Source organism: Ruegeria sp. YKSD179 (assembly GCF_059612885.1).
Window position 1 is genome coordinate 1 of the sequence record NZ_JBXWRL010000024.1, and the last position, 19,845, is coordinate 19,845.

Annotated in this window: 21 protein-coding genes; 7 read left to right on the plus strand and 14 right to left on the minus strand. The window is 54.1% G+C overall.

From position 1 onward, the window contains the following. Together greA and AC2FNE_RS13095 are read left to right on the plus strand one after the other, a co-directional pair. On the plus strand, positions 1–358 hold a 358-nt coding region (gene greA, locus AC2FNE_RS13090), incomplete at its 5' end, for a transcription elongation factor GreA (RefSeq protein ID WP_496805532.1). Positions 359–372: 14 nt separating this feature from the next. Beyond that, entirely contained in the window at positions 373–1,368 is a 996-nt protein-coding gene (locus AC2FNE_RS13095) for a hypothetical protein (RefSeq protein ID WP_170474860.1), read from the plus strand. Positions 1,369–1,378: 10 nt separating this feature from the next. On the opposite strand, the gene AC2FNE_RS13100 is transcribed toward AC2FNE_RS13095, so the two are convergent. The 5 genes from AC2FNE_RS13100 to fdhD all read right to left on the minus strand — a co-directional run bounded on the left by AC2FNE_RS13100 (position 1,379) and on the right by fdhD (position 5,894). After that, complete coding sequence (locus AC2FNE_RS13100) at positions 1,379–2,656, minus strand: molybdopterin-binding protein (RefSeq protein WP_496805533.1); 1,278 nt, start codon at positions 2,654–2,656, stop codon at positions 1,379–1,381. Positions 2,657–2,668: 12 nt separating this feature from the next. After that, positions 2,669–3,187 (minus strand): molybdopterin-guanine dinucleotide biosynthesis protein B, encoded by a 519-nt coding sequence (gene mobB, locus AC2FNE_RS13105; RefSeq protein WP_170605947.1) that lies wholly within the window; start codon positions 3,185–3,187, stop codon positions 2,669–2,671. Next, positions 3,184–3,840, minus strand: coding sequence for a molybdenum cofactor guanylyltransferase MobA (gene mobA, locus AC2FNE_RS13110; protein WP_302477832.1), 657 nt, complete (start codon positions 3,838–3,840; stop codon positions 3,184–3,186). Before mobA ends, mobB begins: the two co-directional genes overlap by 4 nt. Positions 3,841–3,887: 47 nt before the next feature. Beyond that, positions 3,888–4,841, minus strand: coding sequence for an AEC family transporter (locus AC2FNE_RS13115; RefSeq protein WP_496805534.1), 954 nt, complete (start codon positions 4,839–4,841; stop codon positions 3,888–3,890). Positions 4,842–4,952: 111 nt separating this feature from the next. Beyond that, positions 4,953–5,894 (minus strand): formate dehydrogenase accessory sulfurtransferase FdhD, encoded by a 942-nt coding sequence (gene fdhD / locus AC2FNE_RS13120; RefSeq protein ID WP_496805535.1) that lies wholly within the window; start codon positions 5,892–5,894, stop codon positions 4,953–4,955. Here fdhD and AC2FNE_RS13125 point away from each other — a divergent pair. Further along, the gene (locus AC2FNE_RS13125; protein WP_170474849.1) at positions 5,893–6,609 is read left to right on the plus strand and encodes an AzlC family ABC transporter permease; all 717 of its coding nucleotides are present in this window, start codon (positions 5,893–5,895) and stop codon (positions 6,607–6,609) included. The two genes, fdhD and AC2FNE_RS13125, sit on opposite strands and share 2 nt — an antisense overlap. Then, positions 6,606–6,938 carry an AzlD domain-containing protein gene (locus AC2FNE_RS13130; RefSeq protein ID WP_496805536.1) on the plus strand — a complete coding sequence of 111 codons (333 nt, stop codon included), beginning with the start codon at positions 6,606–6,608 and terminating at the stop codon, positions 6,936–6,938. The genes AC2FNE_RS13125 and AC2FNE_RS13130 overlap by 4 nt, the downstream gene beginning before the upstream one ends. Here the strand turns inward: AC2FNE_RS13130 and AC2FNE_RS13135 are convergent. From AC2FNE_RS13135 to AC2FNE_RS13165, 7 genes are all read right to left on the minus strand, one after another. Continuing rightward, positions 6,927–7,559: a hypothetical protein gene (locus AC2FNE_RS13135; RefSeq protein WP_496805537.1), complete on the minus strand. Its 633-nt coding sequence runs from the start codon at positions 7,557–7,559 to the stop codon at positions 6,927–6,929. The two genes, AC2FNE_RS13130 and AC2FNE_RS13135, sit on opposite strands and share 12 nt — an antisense overlap. A 19-nt stretch (positions 7,560–7,578) precedes the next feature. Beyond that, positions 7,579–7,713 (minus strand): aa3-type cytochrome c oxidase subunit IV, encoded by a 135-nt coding sequence (locus tag AC2FNE_RS13140; RefSeq protein WP_170474840.1) that lies wholly within the window; start codon positions 7,711–7,713, stop codon positions 7,579–7,581. An 83-nt stretch (positions 7,714–7,796) separates the two neighbouring features. Then, a complete protein-coding gene (locus tag AC2FNE_RS13145; protein ID WP_170474836.1) occupies positions 7,797–8,342 on the minus strand; it encodes a hypothetical protein in 546 nt (181 codons plus the stop codon). Continuing rightward, complete coding sequence (locus AC2FNE_RS13150) at positions 8,329–10,167, minus strand: glycerophosphodiester phosphodiesterase (RefSeq protein ID WP_496805538.1); 1,839 nt, start codon at positions 10,165–10,167, stop codon at positions 8,329–8,331. The genes AC2FNE_RS13145 and AC2FNE_RS13150 overlap by 14 nt, the downstream gene beginning before the upstream one ends. 64 nt (positions 10,168–10,231) lie before the next feature. Further along, the gene (locus tag AC2FNE_RS13155) at positions 10,232–10,684 is read right to left on the minus strand and encodes a DUF6173 family protein (protein WP_496805539.1); all 453 of its coding nucleotides are present in this window, start codon (positions 10,682–10,684) and stop codon (positions 10,232–10,234) included. A gap of 5 nt (positions 10,685–10,689) precedes the next feature. Beyond that, complete coding sequence (locus AC2FNE_RS13160; protein ID WP_496805540.1) at positions 10,690–11,736, minus strand: MBL fold metallo-hydrolase; 1,047 nt, start codon at positions 11,734–11,736, stop codon at positions 10,690–10,692. Continuing rightward, the gene (locus AC2FNE_RS13165; protein WP_496805541.1) at positions 11,736–13,439 is read right to left on the minus strand and encodes an acyl-CoA dehydrogenase; all 1,704 of its coding nucleotides are present in this window, start codon (positions 13,437–13,439) and stop codon (positions 11,736–11,738) included. The genes AC2FNE_RS13160 and AC2FNE_RS13165 overlap by 1 nt, the downstream gene beginning before the upstream one ends. A gap of 122 nt (positions 13,440–13,561) precedes the next feature. On the opposite strand from AC2FNE_RS13165, the gene AC2FNE_RS13170 reads away from it, so the two are divergent. Beyond that, on the plus strand, positions 13,562–14,509 hold the full coding sequence (locus AC2FNE_RS13170; protein WP_170605929.1) for an L-threonylcarbamoyladenylate synthase: 948 nt from the start codon (positions 13,562–13,564) through the stop codon (positions 14,507–14,509). Here AC2FNE_RS13170 and AC2FNE_RS13175 read toward each other — a convergent pair. After that, a complete protein-coding gene (locus AC2FNE_RS13175) occupies positions 14,506–15,060 on the minus strand; it encodes a YqgE/AlgH family protein (protein WP_170474819.1) in 555 nt (184 codons plus the stop codon). The two genes, AC2FNE_RS13170 and AC2FNE_RS13175, sit on opposite strands and share 4 nt — an antisense overlap. A 147-nt stretch (positions 15,061–15,207) precedes the next feature. On the opposite strand from AC2FNE_RS13175, the gene AC2FNE_RS13180 reads away from it, so the two are divergent. Together AC2FNE_RS13180 and AC2FNE_RS13185 are read left to right on the plus strand one after the other, a co-directional pair. After that, positions 15,208–16,020 carry a protein-disulfide reductase DsbD domain-containing protein gene (locus AC2FNE_RS13180; protein WP_170605927.1) on the plus strand — a complete coding sequence of 271 codons (813 nt, stop codon included), beginning with the start codon at positions 15,208–15,210 and terminating at the stop codon, positions 16,018–16,020. Between the two features lie 4 nt (positions 16,021–16,024). After that, complete coding sequence (locus tag AC2FNE_RS13185) at positions 16,025–16,444, plus strand: NUDIX hydrolase (protein ID WP_496805542.1); 420 nt, start codon at positions 16,025–16,027, stop codon at positions 16,442–16,444. Here the strand turns inward: AC2FNE_RS13185 and AC2FNE_RS13190 are convergent. Then, complete coding sequence (locus AC2FNE_RS13190) at positions 16,441–19,842, minus strand: efflux RND transporter permease subunit (protein ID WP_496805543.1); 3,402 nt, start codon at positions 19,840–19,842, stop codon at positions 16,441–16,443. The two genes, AC2FNE_RS13185 and AC2FNE_RS13190, sit on opposite strands and share 4 nt — an antisense overlap. Positions 19,843–19,845: the final 3 nt, after the last annotated feature.

Here is a 19,845-nt window from a genome sequence, read left to right on the forward strand (position 1 = left end):
ACTTGGCGACCTAAAAGAAAATGCCGAGTACCATTCAGCCCGAGAAAAACAAGGTTTCATCGAGGGCCGCATCAAAGAGCTGGAGGGTATCCTGTCATTGGCTGATGTGATTGATCCGACTAAATTGACAGGGGCGGTTAAATTCGGCGCGAAGGTATCGTTGGTGGATGAGGACACTGACGAAGAAAAAACCTGGCAGATTGTAGGAGAGTATGAGGCCAATATAGAAAGCGGTTTGCTAAACATTAAGTCGCCCCTAGCCCGCGCTTTAATCGGCAAAGACGAGGGCGACAGTGTCGAGGTAAGTACCCCGGGGGGAGTGCGTTCCTATGAAATTCTGAGTGTCGAATACGCCTGACCGGAGCCGTTGTAATGTCGGAACCCAGTCAAGAAAAAGACATTGAAGCGCCAACCTCGCTGGGCATATACGATCGCCCGAGTAGAGCTGTTGTGACCGAAGTGGAAATAATCGCTCTTATTTTGAGCGTGATCTGGTTGGTTGTGTCGGTGGTGTTCCTGGTATTGCCGGGAACTCCGCAGGGTGGCGGGTTCATAGTCACCTTTCTGGCCGTATTTCTACCCGTGGCAATGATTTGGGTGGCGGCGACAGCGATGCGTGCCAGCCGGGTCATGCGTGAGGAAAGTGAACGGCTTCAAACCGCAATAGACGCGATCCGCCACGCCTATGTCACACAGCAACAACGGGCAGCCAGCACTTACGAACCGGCAGTTGGAAAGAAGCTGGACGAAATCGCGGAGACAGCCAAGAAAACTGAAACTGCAGTAGCTACTTTTTCCTCTGGCCGCCATGAACCGACCCGGGTCAATGCACCTAAAACCCAGCCGGATAATCAGACCATGCTGGAGTTGGGTACACCAGCGGAAGAAATCGCGCCGCCTCTGACAACCGAGGTCTTTATCCGAGCATTGAATTTTCCTGAAACCCAGGACGATGCCCAAGGTTTCGACGCCTTGCGGATGGCCTTGAAAGATCGCAAAGCCTCACTTTTGGTGCAGGCATCGCAGGATATTCTTACCCTACTCAGTCAAGAAGGGATTTACATGGATGACCTGCGCCCCGATATGGCGCGCCCAGAGGTCTGGCGGCAATTCGCTCAAGGGGCCCGCGGTAGGTCGGTGGCGGCGCTTGGGGGAATCCGCGACCGTTCATCGTTGGCCCTGACTGCAGCGAGAATGAAGCAAGATCCCATTTTCCGGGATGCTGCACACCACTTTTTGCGAAGGTTCGACCGAATGATTTCAGACTTTGAGCCAGAGGCCAGCGATGCTGATCTAAGCGCTCTGGGCGAAACCCGGACAGCGCGCGCTTTCATGTTGCTTGGGCGTGTCGCGGGAACGTTCGACTAAGTTGCCCAAGTTACAGATTGAAACTGCTGTACGGAATAAACCTGACCGGATCACCGGGGGCGATATGGCGGGCGCCATCTTCAATTTCAACCAGCCCCTCGGACCAGCTTAGGCCGCTGATACGACCGGACCCTTCAGAATGGAACGCTTCAACCCGTCCATCACGAACACGGGCGCGCAGATATTCACGGCGTCCCGGTTTCTTGCGTTTCTCAAAAGCTGCAGGCAAGTCAAACCCCAGCGGCATCTGCCAACCTGCACCCGCCATCAAACTTAGGGCTGGACGGGCAAATATTAGGGTGCAAACCAATGCAGCCACAGGGTTGCCAGGCAAACCAAAAACCGGAGCTCCATTCCACATACCCAGCGCAAGCGGCCGACCCGGCTTCAACGCGATCCGCCATTGCTGCATCGCACCTGCCTGACGTAACAATCCTGATACGTGATCTTCGTCACCTGCCGACGCACCGCCGCTGGTCAAAATCACGTCCGCCTGCTCTGCCGCTTTGTCCAAGCGTGCACGCAATACATCTGGATCATCACCAACCCTGCCCAGATCAACCGGTTCGAAACCCATTTGCTCTACCAGCGATAAAAGCATCGGCCGGTTCGCATCAAAAATCTGCCCCAGACCTGCGGGCTCACCCGGGCTGACCAGTTCATCCCCTGTCGACATTACCGCCACGCGTAACGGTGCGTAGACGTTAACTTCAGCTACCCCGACCGCTGCCAGCAACCCAATATCTGCCGATGTCAATCTCCGACCGGCAGGCAAGACCAGATCTCCCGCTTTGACGTCTTCGCCGGCTTGACGCGTGTTGGCCCTCAGCTTCAACGGCCCATGAAAAGCTATGTGCCCGTCCCGAACGTTTACGTCTTCTTCCAAAATGACGGTGTTTACACCAGCGGGCAACGCAGCGCCGGTCAGAACACGTATGGCTTGCCCTGCCGGTACTGTTCCATTGAACGGTACCCCCGCCGCCGCTCTCCCTTCCGCCAAAGGAAACACATGTGCACCTTCAGGGATCGCACCAGCAAACCCATAGCCGTCCACCGCTGAATTTGGTTGCGGTGGATTCGAACGGGCCGCGACTACATCTGTGGCCAAGATGTGACCAAAAGCCCGAACTGACCGCATTGAGATCGCTGCTTTGACGGGCCGCAATCTTTCGCGCAGCAAGGCAAGTGCTTCGTCCACTGGAGTCCAGTTCACACCCGCCGGAAGCGCAAAACAGTCATTGCGCAGCGGAGGTGGGGCAATATCCGGTGGTGCGGGTTGTTTAATCAATTCCAGCGTCCTTCAATTGCTGTGTTGGTCCGAAAGAGGAGCAAGTGCAACTTCGTTCAGGATAAAGTCTGCGATAGCCTGCGTATCATTCAGGTCAAAGACAGGCACATCAAGATGCAATGGTGTGTCGCTGGCCACAGCTCGGACAGTTTTGTTTTCCGGCGCTATCAACTGAGTTCCGGCTACAGCCCTGAACGCTTCGATCTTTGGATGGTTTTCCTGTTTGTACCCCTCGATCAAAACCAGATCGACTGGCGAGAGCCGAGCCAGAAGATCGTGCAGTTGCGGCTCGGGCTCACCGCGCAATTCCTGCATTAGCGCCACACGTTGTCCCGAGGCTAATAGCACCTCAGATGCACCAGCCACCCGATGGCGATAACTGTCGCGGCCCGGTTGGTCTACGTCAAAGGAGTGATGAGCGTGTTTTATTGTCGAAACCGTGAAACCGCGGACAGTAATCTCTGAGACCAGTCGTTCCATCAACCCAGTTTTGCCAGCATTCTTCCAGCCGGTGACACCGTAAACCTTCATGTCTGTTCCAGCATTTTTTCTGCCTGAATAAGGTCTTCGGGCGTGTTTACGTTAAAGAATGGGTCGACTTGACCAACCGGGAAAAGCGCCTCGCGACCTTCATGCTTGTCAGTCCACAAAACAACTTTGCGTAGGCCAGTGTTCAGAGCTTTCCGCAAATCGTCGCGGAGAGCAACCGGCCAGAGTCCGAAAGTCGGGTGTCGATTCAGCCTCTTACCGCCTCCGGATTTTAACAACTCATCACCGAGTCGAGGAGTAGTCGCCAAGACCAATGGATGGCCCTGCCCTTCGGATTCCCGAATCAAGCGGTCGGCCAGATCAAGTGGGAAAAAAGGGGTATCGGCAGCCACGCTTACTATACAGTCCGCGCCTTGTTCTGCCGCCCAATCAAGCCCAGCCAATACCCCAGCTAACGGCCCTGCAAAACCGTCGATCGAATCCTGCAGAACGGGTAAATTCAAATCGGCAAAACGACCCGGATCACCATTTGCATTCAGAGCCATACCGTTCACCTGAGGGCCTAAGCGGGCAACCACACGGCTCAGCAGTGTTTGCCCACCAATTTTCAGCAAGCTCTTGTCACCTCCGCCCATTCGGGTGGCAAGGCCACCAGCAAGGATGACGCCGAGAGGGTATCTCGTTCCTTTACTCAATCGCTTCTACCTAAATGTTCCGTCATCCGCTGATTTGTAGATCGAACTCAATTTAATTGGAACGCGTTTGGATAAAGATGGTGCAGAACAAACAGCCACATGATCAACGTACCAACTGACAAGAACGAAGTCGCGGACACGATATGGGCCGCAAGCTTAGGTTCCTGATCATAGTGCTTGGCAAGAAGGAAGATGTTTTTTGCTGTAGGAACCGCAGCAGAGACAGTTGCAGCAATGGTCCAGAGCGGATCAAGCCCGATCAAATGAGCAGCTAACAAAACAAAACCCGGGGCAACGATCAGTTTTACGACCGTCAAAAAGAGAATCAGAGGCCCCGTTTGGACGATCGTTCTTACGCTGGTCGTGAATCCAATCGCAAAAAGAGCGACAGCCGCCAAAGCCTGACTGAGCAATTCGAGGTAATCCGAAACAGCGTCAGAAAACCCAATACCTGTGAAAGAGTAAGCTACGCCCAACAAAGTCGCAGCTATTATCGGGTTCTTCAAAACATTCAGCAGAATCTTGTGTATTGGGGTTTTGGTACTTGCCTTATGCCCAGCTGTGGTTTCAAGAACCGCAGTCATGATCAACAGCAAAATAGCGACAACAAGGTTGGTGAGTACAGCAGGTAATGCGCCTTTGGATCCAAAGATCGCGTGAAGAACGGGCAGCGCAACCAGCGCAGTGTTAGAAGCAACCCCTGCAAAGGCCGCAACAGTGGCCGAAGCGACTTGAAAGTTCAGCGCAACTTTTAGGCAGAAAAACAGCAGCACGAACACAACCAGCAATGTGCCACCGTAGGAAATATAGAAACCAAAATTCAGGAGATTTGCGAATTCCTCTTGCCCAATCAGGTAGAACATGATTGCGGGTATAAGAACGTAAACCGCGAATTGAACCAACGCGTCAGATGTCTCTTCACTCAGAAGCTTTGTCCAGGAAAACGCATAGCCTGTCACGATTACGGCAAATACCGGCGCAATAAGGTTGATTAATTCCATGGCTCTCTCAGGTAACGGGCATCAAATTCCCTGCATCCTCTTATGCCATGTTAAGGCACATCCTTCGGAATTCGCAGTATTTTCTCTGATCCAGTTGAATGCGCAGGCAATTCAGGCTTGAGAGCTTTTTCTTTTGTGCTTTTTTTCTTCGACCGGAACGGTTGCCGGATCTGCATCCCGAACAAGCCGATCATCACCAGAGAGGCACACAAATCTTTGACCGCGCATGCGCCCGATCAAAGTCAGCCCTACCTCGCGTGCGATCTCAACACCCCAGGCGGTAAATCCGGACCGTGATGCCAAGACCGGGATGCCCATCATAGCCGTCTTAATCACCATTTCCGAGGTCAGCCGCCCCGTTGTATAAAGGATCTTGTCTGATGCCTCTTCGCCTTCGGACAACATCCAACCCGCGATCTTATCAACTGCATTGTGGCGTCCGACATCCTCCATGTAGACCAACGGCCGGTTTTGACGACACAGGACGGTCCCGTGAATCGCCCCGGCCTCAAGATACAGAGACGGTGTTCTGTTGATTTTGGAGGCCAAATCGTACAGCCAAGAAGTGCGGACTTGAACTTGTGGAAGGCGCACGCCCTCCAATCCCTCCATCATGTCACCAAAGACGGTGCCGACAGCGCAGCCGCTTGTGCGCGTTTTTTTCCTCAACTTCTCCTCATAAGAAGTTTGTCGTGCGGTGCGAACAACTACAGTTTCCAGATCATCGTCGAATTCGACACCAGTGATTTCATCATCATTTAACAACATTCCTTGGTTGCGCAGGAAACCCAGCGCAAGGTATTCGGGATAGTCGCCAATGGTCATCGCGGTAACGATTTCCTGAGAATTCAGGAATATCGTCAATGGGCGCTCTTCAACCACCGATATCTGGCTTGCTTCACCATTCTGGTCTACGCCATCGACCGCGCGGGTCAGGCGTGGGGCACCGGGGTCTGGCGCGATAACATATTCCGACAAATCCAGTTCCGTGACCAATTGCAACCCTTTCCTAAGATCGCTAGTACCTCGACCAACACCATAGGATTTAGCCATGGCAAGCACCACATCCAACTCATTTTATTGGAGGGGTTTTCGAGACGGGGCGCCTTTCGTCTTTGTTGCTTTTCCCTTCGGCACCTTGTTTGGCGTATTCGCAACCGAGGCAGGGTTGAACATTGTTCAGACAATGGCCCTTACCTCGACGGTGTTTGCAGGTGCTGCACAATTCACCGCGCTGCAACTGCTGCAGGATCAGACACCGACAGCGATTATTCTGGTATCAGCCCTAGCTGTTAACTTACGGATGGCAATGTACTCAGCTTCACTCACGCCCTATCTGGGTGCAGCTCCCTTGTGGCAACGAGCCGCAGCTGCGTATCTTTTGGTTGATCAGTCCTATGCCTGTTCCATTGTCCAGTTCGAGAAAGAACCAGCAATGACGATCGCACAGCGCATTGCTTATTTCTTTGGTTCTGCCACACCGGTCACGCCCGTTTGGATTGTCGCTACTTATTTGGGTGCTGTACTGGGAACGCGAATTCCTGAAAGCTGGGCGTTGGATTTTGCGCTGCCCATCGCTTTTCTGGCCATGATCGGTCCGATGATGCGAACCCTACCCCACGTAGTTGCAGCGTTGGTGGCAATAATCGCATCCTTGTTGTCGGCGGGGGTACCTTACAATCTTGGCCTGCTGATTGCTGGCTGCGCAGGAATGATAGCCGGCGCACAGGCTGAATTAATTGCAACACGCAAAAGTGCGAAAGCATGACCCAAGTCGACCCGGTTACAATCTGGACAATTATCGTCGGGCTGGCCATTGGCAGCTATGCCTTAAGGTTCACGTTCATAGGTCTTGTCGGGGACCGTTCAATGCCACCTTGGTTGCTGCGTCATTTGCGTTATACGGCAGTGGCAATCATACCAGCGCTGATCGCACCGGCTGTTGCCTGGCCAACAGCAACCGATGGTCAACCGGACGCCGCGCGCATGATCGCTGCTGCTGTTACGCTGACTGTCGGATTGTACACAAAGAACGTGATTTCGGCGATGTTCACAGGTGCAGCAACGCTTTACGGATTGCTCTACCTACTGGGTTGAAACCGCTTCCAATTGGTTAAGGCGCGCATTGTTGAAGGCCAGACCTGTTTGAAGATCGGCATCATCGTTTTCCCGATACTCAGCCGTTTGCACGCCTGGCAAATCAGCAAATTGTTCGGACAGGTTAACCGGATAGAATGTTGTGTTTATCTGTCCAAAACCCGGTACCTGCTGCAATAGCTGAGACGTCGAGTTCGTACAAAATGCTCCGGCTACGGGTCCCATCTGTTTGGCCAGTTGCAACGCAACCTCTGCCTGCTGCGGTGTCACTTCGATGGTTTGGATGCGGGCATAGTGGGATTCGCGTGCATGAGAACTGCGATACGCGCGTTCCACATTAGGAGTTATCCCATAAAGCACGTCGTTCCTTATCGGAACGACATCCGCCCTGAAAGAGCCTGCAGGGTCAAAGATTACCCGCTCGCTGCCGCTGATCATTAAAGACGTATGCGCTCCGGAACCTGTCCGGGTATTGATCATCGTATACAGTGTCAGTGTCGATGGCCCCGGATCGCGATAGGATCGGGAGGCTATCTCAGACTGATCAGCCTGTGGCCGCTGCGATCCAGCGCAGCCCGAAACAGTCGCTGCCAAAAGGCACGCAATCAAAAACCTGAACACTGCCGCCCCCAACGTCAAATTAAGACGCAAAGACCGCCAGGAACAGGCATAGGAAGGCGATGACCACCACGCACCAGACGGTGAACTTTATAAAACCTTCAAAGGTTTTGGTTTGAACGGTGATGTCCATTTCGCCGTGCTTATATTCAGCCATGATTCCAAGATTCCCAATTCGTATGTTTGAAATGTTGGATAATGGAAATTCTCCTGCCTGTCACGACGTCAATCGCGCGCAGGTCAGCGAGATTTGAAAACCGAACACCCCGGATATCCAAAACCCCAGCGCCAAGGCAATCCGCTGCAGGGGCCTCCGCCAAATCTCACTGCCATAAACATCGCTTCAGCGGTTATGGAATGGGCAGATCGAATCTGGTCCTCAGACATTTCATACCGCGACGCATACTCTTCTGCATGGCTTTCACCGTGGGATTTTACGCAGGATCTGAGCGCATCATCCGCCTGTAAACGGGCGTCGAAACTTTCCTCTGCGTTTTGCGAACCGCCAGCATTGTGGTACGCGCGGTCGTGAGTAACACAGCAGTTTTCCCATGGCGGATGCTCTTCGTACAGGACACCGAATTTTGGAAACGTATCTGCGAGCAAACGCCAACTGGAGGACAACCCGCCTGAGCAGCCATCAGTTTCAAATTCGTTTGGCTGTGTGTTTGCCCGGGCCTCCATCAGCGCGCGATGTGCGGGCATCTCGACATTTCGGATCAAGTCCTGCGCCGCACTCGCCGTCGCAAGACAGATCAATGCCACGCTCCACCTAAGGACTGTCATCTCGCATCTCGTCAGTATCGATCGACAGGCCAAACGTTGTTGCTAACCATAGCAACAATCGCTCGCCCGGACCCATCTCAGCACGCACGCGCAAAACCTCGCGTGCCATAGCAGGTCGGTCGGTGATCAACCCGTCTACGCCCATGGAAGCCATCGATGACATCTGCAATGGGTCATTCACCGTCCAAACATAGATGTCCTTGCCAGACTCATGGACCTTCCGGATCAAACCCGGCGACACCGTTGCCGCATTCACGGCAACAAAATCGCCATCCAACCCACTCAAGTCCCCCACAGCGGTTGCGGCCAGAACTCCAGCTCTCCAATCGGGGCGCAGCGCCTTCATTTTCTGGACTGCAGGGTACTTTAGAGACATTGTCGCTATATCTTCCTGCATTCCAAGCTCTTCAACAACATTCACCACGCGGTTTTCCAGATCGACATCGTGGCCATAATATTTAAGTTCGATGATGACCTTGGCCTTGCCCTTTGCTGCCGTGAGAACATCAATCAGGGTTGGAGTACGTTCCGACGCGTATTCCGGATCAAACCAGCTGCCGATGTCGATTTCTGATACATCTTCCATGGTGGCATCCCAGACCTTTAGGTCAACGCCTGCCAATTTCATAAAATCGCTATCATGAGCGACAATCACAACGCCGTCGGCAGTTTCCTGAACGTCGATCTCGACCCAATCCGCCCCATCTTCGATGGCCTTAACGACGGCAGCCATCGTATTTTCAGGGCGCAAGGCAGCGGCGCCGCGGTGGCCAATGACTTCGGCGTGATCCGGTGCCTGAATACGTTCTAACAGGGCCTGACCGGACCAAAGACCAATCAAGACTGCCGCGACAGCGATGGTAACGGTTACCAGAACTGGCCGGCGCATGCTACTGGATGCAGGGTACAACGGCGTTTCGAAATTCGGCTCGAAAAAATCATCCAATACAACCGCCAAAGCGCCCAGCGCTGTGGCTGCTAAAACTAGTCCAGCCAAAGACCAAAGGCCGGCAACGATCAAACTGAGGGTCAGTGCAAACCTGAGGTTGACCCCCTCTTGCAATGGGACGAGCGCAAACAAAAGGCCAGCAACAAAGGCAATCGCCGCGGCGATAACAAGTCGAATTGCCAGCCAGATGGCGAGTTCGATCTTCAAGCGACCCCGCTTGCCTTCCATCCGTCGCGCACTTTCCGAAAATGTGGCAGCGGAACCCGAATTCTCGAACAGCACCAAGTGCAGGCCCAGCGCCCAGGCCGACAACCTGCGGATCAAAACCCATGCCAGCGCAAGAACGATAAGCCCAATCAAAATCACAGCCACCCAGAATGCCGGAGGGTGGAATGTTAGATAGTAGTTGATATCATATTCGGTCAGCGTCCACCACGCGACCAACCCTGCTGCTGCGACGAAGGGCACGGCCAAAAAAAGGACACGTAAAATCAGGCGCACAGCGAATCCGAACAAAGCAGGCAAGCGTGAAAGGATGAGGGTGACCGCAGAACGTCCTGCACGCCATGGGTCTTCCTCGCCCATACGCAGGGACCCGGCCATCACCGCAAAAACGAAAACCTCGGCCAGCAGAAACAAGCTGAGCACGACAACGGCCGCAATAAATCCAGCTGGTGATAACAGGAACATTGCAATGTCTTGATCGGTCAACGCAGCTTGATCCGACAGCGAGACCGCCAAATTGACGGCCATGGCAATACCTGGCGCTATCAAAGCTACCAACAAAAGTCTTACGGCTACATAAACTGGGACAAAGACAAGTCTCCGCGCCCAGGAACCAGCGTAGGCATTTGTTACAGCGGAGAAATTGGTCAAGCTGCGCCCTCCTGAATGATCCATTCATTCAAGGCTGCGTGAACTGGAATTGCAAGTCAGACTGTCAGTTTTCTTCCAGATCAGCGGCCAACCGGAAACCGATGCGATTGGCTGGCTTGTCGTCAACAGATTTTGGTAACGCCCGCAGCATCACGTTTAGCTGGCTCACGTGCTGCACCAACTGACTTCGTGCGTTGCCGCCATCCGAGCCATAAAAGGTTATGATATCAGGGTCGAAGTAGCCCATGCCTTCGATTCTCATCACGCCTGTATCACTACCCGTGAAACCCATCGCCACCTCATGGTCACCGTCCAGCGTTTTTTCAAAGTTTTGGATGTAAAGGATCAAGCGTTCATAAGCCCATCTGGCAGGACTTTTGGTTTCGACCGGTTCCTGCAATGGCTTGGGAAGCTCTTTCGAACCAGAATCCACTTCGGAATTCGCGTGCACCTCGTAACATCTTGGCAACGCGGCAGATTCGGCTGCCTCCGCCGATGTATCAATCTTGTCCTGCATTTCCATCAACCTTTGCGCAGATATTCCCAAGCCCCGTCCGCGCGACGCGTTCGGGTGACCGCATCAATGTGGTAAAGATGGTTCAAGTGTGCAACCGCTTCTACAAGGGCCAGCCCATATTCGCCGTCCTTGATCGGACGCTTGAATAAAGCCGGGAAACATTCTGCTGCTGCTTTTGGTTTGTCCAGATCAGAAAGCAAACGCTCTAGCGCGCCGTGATGATTTTCTATTAGCTGACGCATTCGAGTCGGAAGACCGACAAAAGGCAATTTATGCCCCCCCAGCACCAAATGATCGGGCCGGGCTAGAGTTTCCAACCGCTCGCACGCCTCTAGCCAATCCGAAACAGGGTCGGCCATGGGTTCGGTTGCGTATACGCCAAGGTTCGAACTGATCGAACTTAGGATTTGGTCGCCCGTAAGCACGAGGTTATCGTCGCGGCTCCAGAATGTTGCGTGTTCTGGGGCGTGCCCGTTGCCCATGTGAACATCCCAGTCCCGGCCACCCATATGAATGACATCGCCCTGTTTGATCCGGGTAAAGCCTAGTGGCATGGGATAGACAACATCTGCAAAATTGAAAGGCCTATCTGCCTTTCGTTTGGACAGAACTTCGGTGGCCATGCCGGCGCTGCGATAGAAATCCAGAGTCTCCTGTGGCCAACTTTCCTGCTCGTCTAAAGTCAGCATTCGTGCAAACAGCCACGAAGTGCGACTTGCCACAAGTTCCGCGTCGTGTTCGGTCTGGAACCATCCGGCATTTCCGACATGATCCGGATGGTGGTGCGTGACAACAACCCTATTTACTGGCCGACCGGACAATGGCCCCGCCATTAGTCTTTCCCAAATCAGGCGTGTCTTTTTCGAGGAAATCCCTGTGTCAACCACTGTCCACCCATCGCCATCATCAAGAGCGTAGACATTCACATGATCCAATGCCATCGGCAGCGGAAGCCTTATCCATAGAACCCCTTCAGCTATCTGGGTCCACTCACCGGGTGCAGGTGGTTCGGTCCAAGGATAACGTATCGTGATGGGCACGTCCCCGTCCATCAGACTGCCAACTCTTCTGCGTTTAACGCATAGAGATCGCCAGCCCCATTTTGGGTTTGCGCCAAAAGTCCAACATGTTCCGGCAGCAATGCATTAATATAAAAACGCGCCAGCTTCGCCCGCGGCCCATCCGGATCGGCCAAGGCTGCGGACAGATGGTAATGCCCACCCAATACGCGGGCAAATGCTTGCAGATAGGGCACTGCGCCAGCAAATCGCTCGTTCATTTCAATTTGCGAAACCAACCATTCCGTTGTTTCCCGCAACGATTCAGTGGCTTCCCACACAGTACCCGCCAATTCAGGTAGAACCGCGCGTGCCCGTTCTGCCTGATCCTCAATCTCGTCCAGCAGGTTTGAAGCTGCCTCGCCACCATCCATCATTTTCCGCCCGACAAGGTCCATTGCCTGAATGCCGTTCGTCCCCTCATAAATCGCGGTCACTCGGACATCTCGATAGTATTGCGCTGCACCGGTTTCTTCGATGTAACCCATACCACCATGCACTTGCACCCCGGTTTCAGCTACTCGCATTCCGGTTTGCGTTCCGAATGCCTTGCAAATCGGCGTCAACAGAGCCGCACGCGCGGCCCATTCCTGGTCCCCAGTCGCCTGCGCCAGATCAATGGCCGCCGCGTTAGCCAACAGAATGGCGCGCGCGGCAAATACATCGGCTCGCATCTCCATTAGCATTCTGCGCACATCCGCGTGATCAATGATGGTACCGGACGGCGTTTTGCCTTGTCTGCGTTCCAGCGCATATCCCAGCGCGTGCTGATAAGCGCCTTCAGCCGCACCGACACCTTGCCCGCCGACACCCAGACGCGCATTATTCATCATGGTGAACATCGCGGCCATGCCACCATGTTCCTTCCCCACAAGCCAACCCTTGGCCCCGTCATATTGCATCACGCATGTGGGTGAGCCGTGAAGGCCCATTTTATGCTCGAGCGAAACGACCTTCAGATCGTTTGCAACACCGGGGTTGCCGTTTCTATCGGGAATAAACTTTGGCACCAGAAACAGCGAAATTCCCTTGGTTCCCGGGACACCATCCGGCAACCGGGCAAGTACCAGATGGCAGACGTTCTCGCAAAAGTCATTATCGCCCCACGAGATGTAGATTTTCTGCCCGGTTACGGCATATGTGCCGTCGCCGTTGGGTTCGGCTTTAGAGGTCAGCGCTCCTACATCAGATCCAGCCTGTGGTTCAGTCAGGTTCATGGTGCCAGACCAGTCACCCGCCATCATCTTAGGCAAGTAAAGCTCTTTCAGCGCGTCACTGGCGTGGTTTTCCAATGCTTCGATCTGGCCTTGCGTCATCAATGGCGCCAATTGAAGTGAAAGACAGGCCGCGCTCATCATTTCGTTAACCGCTGTCGTGACCGTCATTGGCAAACCCATGCCACCGTATTCAGGGTCGCCGCTCATTCCGATCCAGCCGCCTTCTGCGATCGCTTTCCAGCCGTTTGCGTAACCGGGCGAGGTTCTAAGAACGCCGTTTTCCAGACGCGCCGGTTCGAGATCACCGGGGCGTTGCAGAGGAGCCATAACCTCTTCGCACATCTTGCCAGCCTCGGACAGGATCGCGCTGACCACATCGGCGCTGGCCTCCGAAAACGTCTCTGTGGCGGCGATCTGATCAAAATCGACCACTTTGTCTAACAGGAATTGATAATCGGAGATTGGGGCGCGATAAGGCATGGCTTCTCTCGGGTTTTACGCGTGGGCTTGGAATCCGCAAGCCGCATAATTATTCATCTGGGTTGGAACGATTACCTACCTGTCCCTATGTTGCAATCAACCAAAACGCGGCGTCACCACAAATGATCCCTTACCGCACAGAGTATTTGTCCGCCGATCCAGCAGGATTGGAACAGGCCGCAGATTACCTGCGGCAGGGTCTGTTGGTCGCGTTCCCGACTGAGACGGTTTATGGCCTGGGCGGCGACGCGCGGAACGGCGAAGCTGTGGCTGCAATATACGCGGCCAAAGGGCGACCCAGCTTCAATCCCCTTATCGCTCACGTTTCATCGGTCGAGGCAGCACAACGCTATGTTAAATGGTCGGATGAAGCCGAGCGTCTGGCGGAACAGTTCTGGCCCGGCCCCTTGACGCTTGTTCTTCCTTTAAAGGCAGGAGGCGGAGTGTCCTCACTGGTTACTGCAGGGTTAGACACGCTGGCCGTTCGCGTTCCAGCCCACCCCACAGCGCGTGCACTTTTGAAAACCTTGGATGCACCTGTCGCGGCCCCTTCAGCAAATCCTTCAGGCCGAATCAGCCCAACGACCGCCGCTCATGTTCTCGCCGGTTTAGATGGTCGCATAACCGCGGTCCTGGATGACGGCCCCTGCGGAGTGGGTTTGGAATCAACCATAATTGGGCTTGCCGGCACACCAACCTTACTGCGCCCGGGTGGAGTAGCCTTGGAAGGTATCGAATCGGCTCTGGGTAACCGGCTCCATCTGCGCGAGCCCGGTGAACCACTTACCGCTCCGGGACAATTACTGTCCCATTATGCCCCCGATGCTTCGGTTCGCCTGAATGCCGAGTCACAGCAAGGCGGCGAAGTGTTGCTCGGTTTCGGAGAGGTGGTCTGTGACATGAACCTGTCACCGGACGGCAACTTGAACGAAGCTGCCGCAAACTTGTTTGCCTGCCTGCACGAACTGGATAAGTCACGCCGCCCGATTGCAGTGTCTCCGATCCCGGAAATCGGTCTTGGCAAAGCAATAAATGACCGCCTGCGACGGGCAGCAGCCCCTCGAAGCTAAGCCCGTCCAGCGCTGGCTGATAAAGTTAGAGGGTCAACGCCCAAAGTCGCCAACGCAGCTTCCCATTTTTCATCATCGGGCAGGTCATAAACCAACTTTGGGCTGGCATCGGTCGTAAGCCACCCATTCATGGCAATCTCATCCTCAAGCTGATCCGGTCCCCATCCTGAATATCCCAATGCCACCATTGCATTCAGAGGCCCTGTCCCAGACGCTAAATCTTCAAGCACATCCAAGGTCGCAGTCATGCTAAAGTCAGAGCTGATTTGCATTGAGTGCAGGTTAGCCTCGTAGTCTGCGGAATGAAGCACGAATCCGCGTGACATCTCGACAGGCCCGCCAAAATGAACCAGCCGTTCGCCAACAACAGGTATGCGGCAAGGAATTTCGAGTTGCTGCAACAAAGTCTTGATGCGAAGATCCGACGGTTTGTTGATGATAAGCCCCATTGCTCCATCGTCGGCATGGCTGCAAATATAGACTACCGCATGCTCAAACCTTGGGTCGCCCATGCCAGGCATTGCAATCAGCAGTTTTCCGGTCAGGTCCATTTGAAGGCGTCTCGTTTCTCGGCTGCCTGTCAACAATGGCCCTGTATCGCAGGAAATGGCAAGTGATCTGAGGGGAATCAGACACATTTCACCCCACTGACCTGAACGTGACTTGGCAATCCTGCCAACAATGCGCATTTATAGATTATGATGAGTTTCTGGAAACCAACCGCAATAGCACTTACGGCAAACCTTTGCCTTGCAACGTCTGCCTTTGCGCAAGGCATGGATCAGTTGGTTCAATTGGAAATCTTGGATGGCGGCAGAACGCCCGAAGGGACATATCAGGGCGCACTTCGATTGAAACTCAAAGATGGTTGGAAAACATATTGGCGCGCGCCCGGCGACGCGGGAATTCCACCGCAGTTCGATTGGAGTCGTTCGCGCAATGTTGGCGATGTCGAGATAACCTGGCCTGCTCCGCTTGTTTTCGACCAAAATGGCCTGCAATCCATTGGCTATGAGAATCAATTGATCTTGCCTGTTGAAATCACACCGCAAAACCCGGCAAAGCCAGTTCGCTTGCGTGGCGAGATGGATTTGGGTGTGTGCAAAGATGTCTGTGTCCCGGGCCGTTTGGGTTTTGATCACACGCTGGACGCCCAGGCCGCTAGGAACCCTGCTATTGCCGCGGCATTGGCCCAACGCCCGTTTTCCGCGCGAGAAGCTGGCGTTGCCGCCGCATCCTGTCACTTGAAGCCGACTACCGATGGAATGCAAATCGAAGCCCATGTTACGATGCCTTCGGCTGGCGGTGCCGAATTCGCAGTGATCGAACCCGGAAACCCATTGCTTTGGGCTTCGCAAGCGGAAACAAAACGCGATGGCAACACTTTGATTGCCCGAACCGAGGTAACGAATGTCTCGGGCGGTCCGTTCGCATTGGATCGATCCGAAGTTAGAATCACTGTTTTGGGCGCAAGCCATGCGGTTGATATCATTGGGTGCGACGCAGGCTGACCAAATGAACCCCGTCCCTAAAATTGGTGCCCTGGCCGTGGTGCTACACCAGGATCAGGTTTTGTTGGTCCAGCGTAAAAAGCAGCCGGACCAAGGGTTGTGGGGGTTTCCGGGCGGCCACGTAGAATGGGGCGAAACTGTTCTTGAGGCAGCGGCGCGAGAGTTGCTGGAAGAAACCGGGGTTACTGCGCGGCCGGATAGCTATATCGACAATCTGGATTTATTAGGTCGCGACGCGGCTGGGCGAGTGCAATCGCACTATTTGCTGGTCGGCGTTATGTGTCGGTATTTGTCCGGAGCGCCAGTTGCCGCTGACGATGCTCGTGACGCACGCTGGTTTCCAATTCAGAAAATCCTTATTGGAGACCTGCAAATGAGCGAACGGGTGCCAGAGTTTCTTGCGCAGGCCATGCGGCTGAATTAGGTGCCCGCGCGGCCTGATAAGCGCCCGTAAAGCATTCCTGAGATTGTCACACCCAAGATCAGGATAATTGCTGCACCTGCCGCGAAAATACCAAAGCCCAGTCGAAGAATGGTTAACCCTTCATCGCCTTGGTAAAACCCGGACAAAAAACCAATTGGCGTGCCGGTTAAGGCGGGCCAAACCATTGAAGCGACCAGCCACAGGAATAAAGCAGAGGCCGTTGCCGCGACTGCACCTCTCACAACTCTGTCCGGTGCCCTCATCGCGCGACGCATCGCGATCATAGGTCGCGAAACATCGTTCAGGATCGCCAAAAGCGCAGGTACGAGCAATAGGACCAAGAGCATCCCAAACCCTAGGCCGTAAACCAACGTGATTACCGTAGGCTTCAAGAACTGTGCTTGTTGAGAGCTTTCGTAAAGCAAAGGCGTAAGCCCCAGAACCGTTGTCAGGGTTGTCAACATCACTGGCCGCAAACGATCTGCGGTGCCCTCGACAATTGACGGTACAAGTCCACGCTCTTGCTGATAGCCATCGATTGTAGTCACCAAAACAATAGAGTCGTTGATGATAATTCCAGTCATGCCCAACAGTCCGACTACGGTGAACATACTGAGCGGCACGCCCCAAATGTAGTGGCCCCAGATTGCCCCTACCAACCCAAAAGGAATAATTGCCATGACAACCAATGGTCGCGTCCAGCTCGCAAATACCCATGCCAACACAAGGTAAATTCCGGTAAGACATAGGATCAGCCCGGTTCGCGCCTCGGAGAGAAATTCGTCTTCTTGTTCGCTTAAACCCGCCATGCGCCATTCCACCTGCCGTTCTGCGGCGATATTGGGCAGTATGTCTTCGCGCATAGCTCGCTCGATTTCGGCGGCCTTGGTTGGGTCGTCTTCGGATATGTCACCATTCACTGAAATCACGCGCAATCCGTTCTCGCGCCGAACAGTCGAAAACCCCGACTTGCGTTCTACCGAAACGATATCAGCCAGCGGCACATAGACTCCATCTGGTGTTCGCATGAGGGTTCGTTCCAGGAAATCCGCAGTCAGCTCTCCTTCGGGCAATTCGACCCTTATCTCGGCACTGCGTGGTCCATCAGGGAATGTGGCAGCCTCAATTCCATTCAAACGATCCCGCAACACTCGGCCTAGCGTTTCTATTCGGAAACCAAGCGCTTGCCCCTGTGCGGTCAGATCCAGAATGAATTCTTCTTTGTCGTAAGCCAGATTATCTTCAAGCGCTGACACCTCAGTGTATTTCGATAATTCGGTCTGCAAGTCCTCGGATGCCGCCTTCAATGTGTTCACATCGGATCCATAAAACTGAACGTCTATCGCATCACCACCGGGTCCTGACCGCCACCCCCGGAAACTAAGCAATTCGACTTTCGGGTGGCGCGGAACAAAGTCTTGCAGCTCGCCGACGAACTCAAAGCTGGAATATGGGCGCAGGTCGGCATCTATCAGCTCGATAGAGATGCCGCCAAGCAAGTCGTCATCTTTACCGTCCGCTGCAGCCAGTCCGAATCCGGCAGAACCACCAACCTCGGCCAGAACATAATCAATTGGGTTGCGGCCGTGTCGTTCTTGGTAAACCTCACCCAGCTCAACAGTTGCACGTTGAACCATGCGCATCATTTCCATGGTGTCCGCGCGAGTGGCACCTTCAACCATTATGAAATTGCCGGTGACCGAGCCTCGTTCCGGTGCATTAAAGAACCGCCATTTCACATCGCCTTGGATAAACAAAGCAATCTGACTGGCCAAGATCACCACCATCAAAGCTACAACGACGTATCGTGCCCAGACCACCCATGCGACTAGTGGGCGAAACAAATTATCCCGTACCCAGCGAAACCCTCGATTTACCACCCGGTTAGGCAAGTCATACCAATGTTCCTTGGCCGAATGCGCGATGGCATGAGCCATGTGGTTCGGCAGAATCAGGAAACACTCGATCAGCGAGGCTGCCAACACAGCGATGACGGTGAATGGGATGTCGCGGATCAGTTCGCCGAACCGACCTCCCACGAGCGTAAGACCAAAAAAAGCAATGACGGTCGTAATTGTAGCTGCGAATACTGGCATCGCCATCCGTCGCGCCGCTCGTTCGGCGGCGACAACAGGTGCCTCACCCAAACGACGGGCACGAAAATCGGCATGTTCCCCCACGACAATGGCATCATCCACTACGATGCCCAATGTGATGATCAGGCCAAACAGCGACACCATATTGATAGAAAGTCCACCGAGGTACATCAGTGCAATCGCAGCAGACATAGCCACGGGAATTCCGGCGGCGACCCAAAACGCAATTCGAGCGTTCAGAAACAAGAACAACAGGCAGACAACCAGCCCAAGGCCAACAAGCCCATTATCGACAAGGATATCCAGACGGTCTGTGATTGCCTGAGCACGGGTTCTGATCAGTTCGATGGTGATACCTTCGGGCAGGCTTGCCTGCATATCCAGAACCACATCCTCAACTGTATGCTGGATTTCAATCGCATCACCCAGGTTCGAACGATCCACCCGCACAGACATGGCCGGGTCGTCGCCAACAAAGTAGCTGCGATTCCGGGTAACACCTTCAACCCTGATCTGCGCCACATCGCCAACAATCAGCTTGGACCCATCCGCAAAACTACGCAGCGTGATGCCTTCGATTTCTTCCGGAGTGCGTTTTTCCGCACCGGTGCGAATACGTGCATTAGCACCTGTCACATCACCAGCCGGACTTGCGGTGACCTCAGCTGCAATAGCAGATGCGATCTCAGACATGGTGATGTCGTTAGCGATCAATTGCGCGGTCGGTACTTCGACCACCACGCGCGGAGCAGCCAAACCACGAATTGTGGTACGAGTAACGCCAACTGCAAACAAACGGCTGATCAGTTCATCTGTAAACTTGGCCAATTGTTCTGCTTCGATGGGCCCGGTTATGACCACGTCGGTGACCCGATCGCGCCACGCGCCGCGTTGAATCGTAGGCTCTTCGGAATCTTCGGGAAGGTTATTCACACTGTCGACGGCTGTTCTGACTTCTTCGACAGCGCGCGACATGTCCCAGTTCGGCTCAAACTCCAGCCGTATTCGTGCTGATCCTTCTCGTGAAGTTGACTCTGTACTCGCCACACCTTCGACCGCAAGCAAGGCAGGTTCCAGCAATTGTACGATGCCATTGTCTACATCCTCGGGTCCGGCCCCGTCCCATGCAACGTTTACATCGACACGTTCGAGGATCACGTCCGGAAAAAACTGCGCGCGCATATTTGGAACGGCAGCAGCTCCCAACACCAGCATGACCAGCAACAATAGGTTCGCAACCGTACGATGACGCGTGAAATAGCTGAGGATGCCCCCCGCCGCTCCCGGTATTTCGCGCATCATCTT